Origin of the sequence: Pseudomonas sp. GXM4 (assembly GCF_008923895.1) — a bacterium.
GTDB lineage: Bacteria > Pseudomonadota > Gammaproteobacteria > Pseudomonadales > Pseudomonadaceae > Aquipseudomonas > Aquipseudomonas atacamensis.
Genome location: NZ_WBRZ01000268.1, coordinates 1 through 7,423, shown reverse-complemented (window position 1 = coordinate 7,423; position 7,423 = coordinate 1). Strand labels below are relative to the sequence as shown.

The 7,423-nt window shown below is 61.4% G+C and carries 9 protein-coding genes; 1 reads left to right on the top strand and 8 read right to left on the bottom strand.

What is annotated here, in order from left to right; translation table 11 throughout:
- Positions 1-73: 73 nt before the first annotated feature.
- The 4 genes from trmB to F8N49_RS23305 form a co-directional block, all read right to left on the bottom strand.
- Positions 74-799: a tRNA (guanosine(46)-N7)-methyltransferase TrmB gene (gene trmB / locus F8N49_RS23320; RefSeq protein ID WP_122748357.1), complete on the bottom strand. Its 726-nt coding sequence runs from the start codon at positions 797-799 to the stop codon at positions 74-76.
- Positions 800-808: 9 nt separating this feature from the next.
- Entirely contained in the window at positions 809-1,603 is a 795-nt protein-coding gene (locus F8N49_RS23315) for a thiazole synthase (RefSeq protein ID WP_071172217.1), read from the bottom strand.
- A gap of 61 nt (positions 1,604-1,664) precedes the next feature.
- Positions 1,665-1,865, bottom strand: coding sequence for a sulfur carrier protein ThiS (thiS, locus tag F8N49_RS23310; RefSeq protein WP_038861193.1), 201 nt, complete (start codon positions 1,863-1,865; stop codon positions 1,665-1,667).
- Positions 1,866-1,936: 71 nt separating this feature from the next.
- The gene (locus tag F8N49_RS23305; RefSeq protein ID WP_016772719.1) at positions 1,937-2,317 is read right to left on the bottom strand and encodes a DUF423 domain-containing protein; all 381 of its coding nucleotides are present in this window, start codon (positions 2,315-2,317) and stop codon (positions 1,937-1,939) included.
- Positions 2,318-2,391: 74 nt separating this feature from the next.
- Here F8N49_RS23305 and mtgA point away from each other — a divergent pair, with 74 nt between their 5' ends.
- Entirely contained in the window at positions 2,392-3,114 is a 723-nt protein-coding gene (gene mtgA, locus F8N49_RS23300; protein ID WP_071172216.1) for a monofunctional biosynthetic peptidoglycan transglycosylase, read from the top strand.
- Between the two features lie 181 nt (positions 3,115-3,295).
- Here the strand turns inward: mtgA and rpoH are convergent, their stop codons facing one another.
- The 4 genes from rpoH to ftsY form a co-directional block, all read right to left on the bottom strand.
- Complete coding sequence (gene rpoH, locus F8N49_RS23290; protein WP_016772717.1) at positions 3,296-4,150, bottom strand: RNA polymerase sigma factor RpoH; 855 nt, start codon at positions 4,148-4,150, stop codon at positions 3,296-3,298.
- 115 nt (positions 4,151-4,265) lie between these two features.
- Positions 4,266-5,291: a permease-like cell division protein FtsX gene (gene ftsX / locus F8N49_RS23285; RefSeq protein ID WP_122881806.1), complete on the bottom strand. Its 1,026-nt coding sequence runs from the start codon at positions 5,289-5,291 to the stop codon at positions 4,266-4,268.
- Positions 5,288-5,959, bottom strand: a complete 672-nt coding sequence (gene ftsE / locus F8N49_RS23280; RefSeq protein ID WP_016772715.1) for a cell division ATP-binding protein FtsE — start codon at positions 5,957-5,959, stop codon at positions 5,288-5,290. The genes ftsX and ftsE overlap by 4 nt, the downstream gene beginning before the upstream one ends.
- Positions 5,956-7,423: signal recognition particle-docking protein FtsY (ftsY, locus tag F8N49_RS23275; RefSeq protein WP_151552772.1), on the bottom strand; the 1,468-nt coding region annotated here is incomplete at its 5' end. The genes ftsY and ftsE, both read right to left, overlap by 4 nt.

Sequence of the window (7,423 nt, the reverse complement as noted above, 5' to 3'; positions counted from 1 at the left end):
AATCTTTGATCCTCAAAATCAAGATCAAAAGATCGCAGCGTGCCGCAGCTCCTACCGGGGTGTTGCGTGATGCTTAAGACAGTTTTTCGAACTTCAGATCCCACACGCCATGGCCAAGACGTTCACCACGGCGTTCGAACTTGGTGATCGGGCGTTCGGCCGGGCGTGGGACGCATTTGCCGTCTTCGGCGAGGTTGCGGTAGCCGGGGGCGACGTTCATCACTTCCAGCATGTACTCGGCGTACGGTTCCCAGTCGGTGGCCATGTGCAGAATGCCGCCAACCTTCAACTTGCTACGCACCAGTTCGGCGAACGAGGCCTGGACGATGCGGCGCTTGTGGTGGCGGCTCTTGTGCCACGGATCCGGGAAAAACAGCATCAGGCGATCAAGGCTGTTGTCGGCGATGCAGCGGTTGAGCACTTCGATCGCGTCGCAATCGTAGACCCGCAGGTTGGTCAGCCCTTGGGTCAACACGCCATTGAGCAGCGCGCCGACACCCGGACGGTGCACTTCAACACCGATGAAATCCTGCTCTGGAGCGGCCGCGGCCATTTCCAGCAGCGAGTGGCCCATGCCGAAACCGATTTCCAGCGAGCGCGGTGCCGAGCGGCCGAACACCTGGTCGTAATCGACCGGCGCATCGGCCAGCGGCAGCACGTACAGCGGCGCGCCCTGGTCCAGGCCGCGTTGCTGGCCTTCGGTCATGCGCCCGGCGCGCATCACGAAACTCTTGATGCGGCGGTGTTGGCGCTCGTCGCCTTCTTCCGTCTGGACAGGCGTGTCGTTCGATTCAGTCATCAATGGCTCTTACTTGATCAGACCATCCAGCGGCGAAGAGGCGCTGGCATAGAGTTTTTTCGGCATGCGGCCGGCGAGGTACGCCAGGCGACCGGCGACGATGGCGTGCTGCATGGCTTGCGCCATCGTCACCGGTTGCTGGGCGTGGGCGATGGCCGAGTTCATCAGTACGGCGTCGCAACCCAGCTCCATGGCGATGGTCGCGTCGGAAGCGGTACCGACACCGGCATCCACCAGCACCGGGATCTTGGCTTCTTCGAGGATGATCTGCAGGTTGTACGGATTGCAGATGCCCAGACCGGAGCCGATCAGACCGGCCAGCGGCATCACGGCGATGCAGCCGATTTCCGCCAGTTGCCGGGCGATGATCGGGTCATCGCTGGTGTAGACCATCACGTCGAAGCCTTCCTTGACCAGGGTTTCGGCGGCCTTGAGGGTTTCGATCACGTTGGGGAACAGGGTTTTCTGGTCGGCCAGCACTTCCAGCTTCACCAGATTGTGGCCGTCGAGCAGCTCACGGGCCAGGCGGCAGGTGCGCACGGCTTCGATGGCGTCGTAGCAACCGGCAGTGTTCGGCAGGAAGGTGTAGCGATCCGGCGACAGCACTTCGAGCAGGTTCGGCTCGCCTTCGATCTGGCCCAGGTTGGTGCGGCGCACGGCGAAGGTGACGATCTCGGCACCCGAGGCTTCGATGGCCTGGCGGGTTTCTTCCATGTCACGGTACTTGCCGGTACCGACCAGCAAACGCGACTGGTAAGTACGACCGGCCAGCACAAAAGGCTTGTCGCTACGAACGATGCTCATGGGGAATCCTCTTTAAGGGTGAGGGTCTTGCAGAATTCTGTGCCCTTGCGGGCCGGGGCAATCAGCCGCCGCCGATGGCGTGGACCACTTCGACGTTGTCGCCGTCGTTCAATGTGGTGTCGGCATGCTGGCTGCGCGGGACGATGTCCAGATTGAGCTCGACCGCCACGCGACGTCCGGCCAGATCCAGACGGGTGATCAGGCCCGCAACGGTTTCACCGTCGGGCAATTCAAAGGACTCACCGTTCAACTGAATGCGCATGCACAACGCCGCCATCATTTTTAGGGGCTGGCATTCTAGCCCGATCATGACCTAAAGGTCAGTACCAAGCGTCAAGCGGTTAGCTGCAAGCGCCAGGCGGCGAGGCCGAGGCAAACCCAACCGATGAGAAACGCGAGGCCACCAAACGGCGTGATGATGCCGAGTTTGCTGATGCCGGTCATGGTCAGCAGATACAGGCTGCCGGAGAACAACACAATGCCGACGGTGAAGGACAGGCCGGCCCAAGTAATCAGGCGCCCCTGAATCTGCGTGGCCAGCAGCGCAACGCCGAACAGCGCGAGTGTGTGCACCAGTTGGTAGGTGACGCCGGTGTGGAAAATCGTCAGGTATTCCGGCGTCAGACGGTTTTTCAGGCCGTGGGCGGCAAACGCACCGAGCGCAACACCGGTGAATCCGAAAAAAGCGGCCAGCATCAAAAAGCCACGCAGCATGGGGAACTCCAGTCAGACGCCATCGGCAGGGTCTGTATAATGGCCCGCTCCACGGGTTCGGCCAAGCCATCTCTATGCTGCGTTCAATTTTCCGTCGTCTCACGAAGGCTCTGCTCTGGTTCGCCGGTGGCAGTGTCTTGCTGGTGTTGGTGTTTCGCTTTGTGCCACCGCCGGGCACGGCGTTGATGGTCGAGCGCAAGGTCGAATCCTGGGTCGACGGCGAGCCGATCGACCTGCAGCGCACCTGGAAGCCGTGGGGCGAAATCTCCGACGACCTGAAAGTGGCGGTGATTGCTGGCGAAGACCAGAAATTCCCCGAGCACTGGGGCTTTGATCTGCGCGCGATTCAGGCCGCTCTGGCCCACAACGAACTGGGCGGTTCGATTCGCGGTGCCAGCACCTTGAGCCAACAGGTGTCGAAAAACCTCTTTCTGTGGTCGGGCCGCAGTTATCTGCGCAAAGGCCTGGAAGCGTGGTTTACCGCGCTGATCGAGGTGTTCTGGCCCAAGCAGCGGATTCTTGAGGTGTACCTGAACAGTGTCGAGTGGGATGACGGCGTGTTTGGCGCTGAAGCGGCGGCGCGGCATCACTTTGGCGTGAGCGCGAAGTCATTGTCGCGCCAGCAGGCGAGTTATCTGGCGGCGGTACTGCCCAATCCACGGGTGTGGAGCGCGAGTCATCCGACCGGTTATGTATCGCGCCGTGCCGGGTGGATTCGGCAGCAGATGAGTCAGTTGGGCGGGGACAGTTACTTGCTCGGGCTGAATGATTCGCGACGGGCGCCCTGGGCTGAATAACACCGAAATTCCAATGTGGGAGCGAGCCTGCTCGCGAATGCGGTGGATCATTCAGCAGTGGCGGTGACTGACACTCCGCTTTCGCGAGCAAGCTCGCTCCCACATGGGTTTTGCGTGAAGCCAGAAATGAAAACGCCCCGATCATCGCTGATCGGGGCGTTTTTTATTGCTGATGCGCCGGTTACGCGGCGATCGACAACTTGAGCTTGTTCATCGCGCTCTTTTCGAGCTGACGGATTCGCTCGGCCGACACGTTGTACTTCTGCGCCAGGTCGTGCAGCGTGGCTTTCTCTTCCGCCAGCCAGCGCTGGTAGAGGATGTCGCGGCTACGCTCGTCCAGCACTTCCAGTGCTTCGTGCAGGTTGGTGTTGGAGTTGTCGCTCCAGTCGGCATCTTCGAGTTGACGCGCCGGGTCGTACCGGTGGTCTTCCAGATAGTTGGCCGGCGACTGGAAAGCACTGTCGTCGTCGGCTTCGGCAGCCGGGTCGAAGGCCATGTCGTGGCCGGTCAGGCGGCTTTCCATCTCGCGCACTTCACGTGGTTCGACGCCAAGGCTTTCCGCCACACGGTGGACTTCCTCGTTGTTCAGCCACGCCAGACGCTTCTTCTGGCTGCGCAGGTTGAAGAACAGCTTGCGCTGGGCCTTGGTGGTCGCGACTTTCACAATGCGCCAGTTGCGCAGGATGAACTCGTGAATTTCCGCCTTGATCCAGTGCACGGCGAACGACACCAGACGCACACCCATTTCCGGGTTGAAGCGCTTGACGGCCTTCATCAGGCCGACGTTGCCTTCCTGGATCAGGTCAGCCTGAGCCAGACCGTAGCCGGAATAGCTACGGGCAATGTGTACGACAAAACGCAGGTGGGCGAGCACCATCTGCCGAGCCGCCCCCAAATCCTGCTCATAGTAGAGACTCTCGGCCAGTTCACGCTCCTGCTCCGGCGTCAGCAATGGAATGCTGTTGACGGTGTGCACATAAGCTTCCAGGTTCGCACCCGGAACCAGCGCATACGCAGGTTGCAAAGAATTGGTCATACGAAAAAACCTCCCACTCACATACTCGTGCCTCTCGGCACTGCGAAAAATTGACCGGGAACTCAGGTACAAGTTCCCATAAAAACCGCAAGGTCAATCACGCGCAAAAAAGATTCTACTTCGGCGCCAGCTCCCTGAGATGACGTGCGACTGCAATCCATGCACCGATATAACCCAACAGCACCGCGCCAAGCAAGAGCGACAGACCGTCGGCCACTGGCACGCCGGCCAGGGCGAAATCACTGCCGTACAAACCGGCCAGTCCGACCACCGCATCGTTCAGCCAGTTGAGGCCAAACGCCAATACACCCCAGGACAACAGCCCTGCACCGAAGCCATACAACGCGCCCATATACAGGAAAGGGCGGCGCACATAACTGTCAGTGCCGCCGACGAGTTTAATCACTTCTATCTCGGTGCGGCGGTTTTCAATATGAAGACGAATGGTATTGCCTATCACCAAAAGTAATGCAGACACCAACAACACCGTCAGACCGAAGACAAAGCGGTCGCCAAGCTTGAGGATGGCGGCCAGACGCTCGACCCAGACTAGATCAAGTTGCGCCTGTTGTACCTTCGGCAGCTCGGAAAGTTTTTGTCTTAATGCTTCGAGTGTCGGCTTGTCGACTTCGTTCGGTGTCACCAGCACCACACCCGGCAAAGGGTTCTCGGGCAGCTCACGCAGGGCTTCGCCCAGGCCGGACTGCTGCTGGAACTCTTCCAGCGCCTGATCGCGGCCGACATATTCGGCATCGGCGACGCCGGGCATGCCTTTGATCTGCTCACGCAGCGCCTCACCCTGCTCCGGACTGGCGTCGAGTTGCAGGTACAGGGAAATCTGCGCCGCGCGCTGCCAGGAACCGCCAAGACGCTCAACGTTGTTGAGCAACAACGACAGCCCCATCGGCAGACTCAACGCCACGGCCATCACCATGCAGGTGAAGAAGCTGCCGATCGGCTGCTTGCCGAGGCGGCGCAGGCTGTCGAGCAGGCTGGCGCGGTGGCTTTCGATCCAGGCGTGAAACAGCGTGGCGAAGTCCGGGCCGTCGTCATCGTCGTGTTTTTTCTTCTTCTGCGGTTGCGGGTCGGCGGCCTTCGGGGCCACGCGCTCGGAAACCTTCGGACTGCGTGTCGCACTCATACCCCGGCCTCCCCGTCGCCGATCAGGCGTCCGCGTTGCAGGGTCAGCATGCGATGACGCATGCGCGCGATCAGTGCCAGGTCGTGACTGGCGATCAGCACGCTGGTGCCCAGACGGTTGATGTCTTCGAACACGCCCATGATTTCCGCCGCCAGACGCGGGTCGAGGTTACCGGTCGGTTCGTCCGCCAGCAGCAAGGCCGGGCGATGGACGATGGCGCGGGCAATGCCGACGCGCTGTTGCTGACCGGTGGACAGGTCGCCCGGGTACAGATCGGATTTGTCCGACAGTGCCACGCGCTCCAGCGCCGAATCGACGCGCTTGGCGATCTCGACCTTGGACAGGCCGAGGATCTGCAGCGGCAAGGCGACGTTGTTGAACACCGTACGATCGAACAGCAACTGGTGATTCTGGAACACCACGCCGATCTGTCGGCGCAGGAACGGAATCTGCGCGTTGCTGATGGTGCTCAGGTCTTGCCCGGCGAGCAGCAGCTTGCCGCTGGTCGGCCGTTCCATCGCCAGCAACAGGCGCAACAGCGTGGATTTACCGGCACCGGAGTGACCGGTGACAAACAAGAACTCGCCACGACGGACTCGAAAGCTCAGCTCATGCAAGCCGACGTGACCGTTCGGGTAGCGTTTACCGACCTGTTCGAAACGAATCATGAACGCTCCCGCTCGGCAAACAGCGCCTGGACAAAGGGTTCGGCTTCAAAGGTGCGCAAATCGTCGATGCCTTCACCGACGCCGATGTAGCGGATCGGCAGGCCGAACTGCTTGGCCAGGGCGAAAATCACCCCGCCCTTGGCGGTGCCGTCGAGTTTGGTCAGGGCCAGGCCGGTCAGTTCGACGGTCTGGTTGAACTGCTTGGCCTGGTTGATGGCGTTCTGGCCAGTGCCGGCGTCGAGCACCAGCAGCACTTCGTGCGGCGCGTCGGCGTCGAGCTTGCCGATCACCCGGCGAACCTTTTTCAGTTCTTCCATCAGGTTGTCTTTGGTGTGCAGACGACCGGCGGTGTCAGCGATCAGCACGTCGATGCCACGGGCCTTGGCCGCTTGCACCGCGTCGAAGATCACCGAAGCGGAATCGGCGCCGGTGTGCTGGGCAATCACCGGAATCTTGTTGCGCTCGCCCCAGACCTGCAATTGCTCCACGGCCGCGGCACGGAAGGTGTCACCGGCCGCCAGCATGACTTTCTTGCCTTCCAGTTGCAGCTTCTTCGCCAGTTTGCCAATGGTGGTAGTTTTGCCGGCGCCGTTGACGCCAACCACCAGAATCACGAAAGGCTTGTTCTGCGAGGCGATTTTCAGTGGCTGTTCAACCGGTTTGAGCATCGCTGCCAATTCGGCCTGCAGAGATTTGTACAGGGCGTCGGCGTCTGCCAGTTCCTTGCGTGCGACCTTCTGGGTCAGGCGCTGGATGATCTGCGTAGTGGCTTCGACGCCGACGTCGGCGGTGAGCAGACGGGTTTCGAGGTCGTCGAGCAGGTCATCGTCGATGGTCTTGCGCCCGAGGAACAGACTGGCCATGCCCTCGCCGATGCTGGCGCTGGTCTTCGACAGGCCTTGCTTGAGACGGGCGAAGAAGCCGGCTTTGGTTTCTTCGGTGCGCGGGGTTTCGAGGGGCGCTTCTACAGGTGCTTCGACCGGCACGATCGGAGTGATAACCGGCGCAGCGGCAAGCGGTGCGGGCTCAGGCTCGGACGGCGGAACAACCGGGGCGGCGGGTTCAGAAATGATCGGCGCTGGCTCGACAACCGGCTCAGGCACAGGCTGCGCAGCCACTTCGGCAACCGGCGCAGGTATCACTGGCGTCACATGCGGCGCTGCTTCTTCAACCAGCGCGACCGGTTCTTCTGCCACTGGCAAGGTCAGCCACGGCTCGGCGGCGGGCGTCAGCGGCAACTCGGCAGCGGCCGGCGTTTCGGGCTCGGCCTCAACCTCCGGTTGCAGCACCGGCTCGGCGATCGGCAGCACAATCGGCGCCGGCTCTTCTTCTATTACAGGTGCTGGCGCGGGGGCCGGCTCAGGAATCGCGGGCGGCTGTTCGACGACGGGTTCCTGCGGTTTCTTCCGCAGCCATCCGAACAGGCTTTTCTTCTCGCCAGCCGCAGCTGGGCTCTTCTTGTCG

What these genes read in the sequence shown, in the direction of transcription:
- trmB (WP_122748357.1), bottom strand. Translation starts at nt 799, where the DNA reads ATGACTGAATCGAACGACACGCCTGTCCAGACGGAAGAAGGCGACGAG.
- F8N49_RS23315 (WP_071172217.1), bottom strand. Translation starts at nt 1,603, where the DNA reads ATGAGCATCGTTCGTAGCGACAAGCCTTTTGTGCTGGCCGGTCGTACT.
- thiS (WP_038861193.1), bottom strand. Translation starts at nt 1,865, where the DNA reads ATGCGCATTCAGTTGAACGGTGAGTCCTTTGAATTGCCCGACGGTGAA.
- F8N49_RS23305 (WP_016772719.1), bottom strand. Translation starts at nt 2,317, where the DNA reads ATGCTGCGTGGCTTTTTGATGCTGGCCGCTTTTTTCGGATTCACCGGT.
- mtgA (WP_071172216.1), top strand. Translation starts at nt 2,392, where the DNA reads ATGCTGCGTTCAATTTTCCGTCGTCTCACGAAGGCTCTGCTCTGGTTC.
- rpoH (WP_016772717.1), bottom strand. Translation starts at nt 4,150, where the DNA reads ATGACCAATTCTTTGCAACCTGCGTATGCGCTGGTTCCGGGTGCGAAC.
- ftsX (WP_122881806.1), bottom strand. Translation starts at nt 5,291, where the DNA reads ATGAGTGCGACACGCAGTCCGAAGGTTTCCGAGCGCGTGGCCCCGAAG.
- ftsE (WP_016772715.1), bottom strand. Translation starts at nt 5,959, where the DNA reads ATGATTCGTTTCGAACAGGTCGGTAAACGCTACCCGAACGGTCACGTC.